At 75.7% G+C, this 202-nt stretch carries 1 pseudogene; it reads left to right on the top strand.

From position 1 onward, the window contains the following. A pseudogene (locus BN358_RS24480) lies at positions 1-197 on the top strand (xylulose kinase); the annotation flags it as partial. Positions 198-202: the final 5 nt, after the last annotated feature.

Below are 202 nucleotides of genomic sequence, written 5' to 3'. Positions count from 1 at the left end.
TTGCGGGCCAGGTGTTCGACGTCCCGGTCGAGGTGCCGAGCCCCGGCGAGTACGTCGCCGACGGCGCCGCCCGCCAGGCCGCCTGGATCCTCACCGGTTCCCGTCCGGCCTGGCCGGTGGAACTGGTGGCCGCGCCGGCGTCCGACCCGCACCCGGAGATCCTCGCCGCCTACCAGGCGGTCGCTGCCCGCTACTAGGCCCA

The organism is Sedimentibacter sp. B4 (genome assembly GCF_000309315.1).
Taxonomy (GTDB): Bacteria; Bacillota; Clostridia; order Tissierellales; family Sedimentibacteraceae; genus Sedimentibacter; species Sedimentibacter saalensis.
This window is presented reverse-complemented; position numbering and strand designations above follow the sequence as displayed.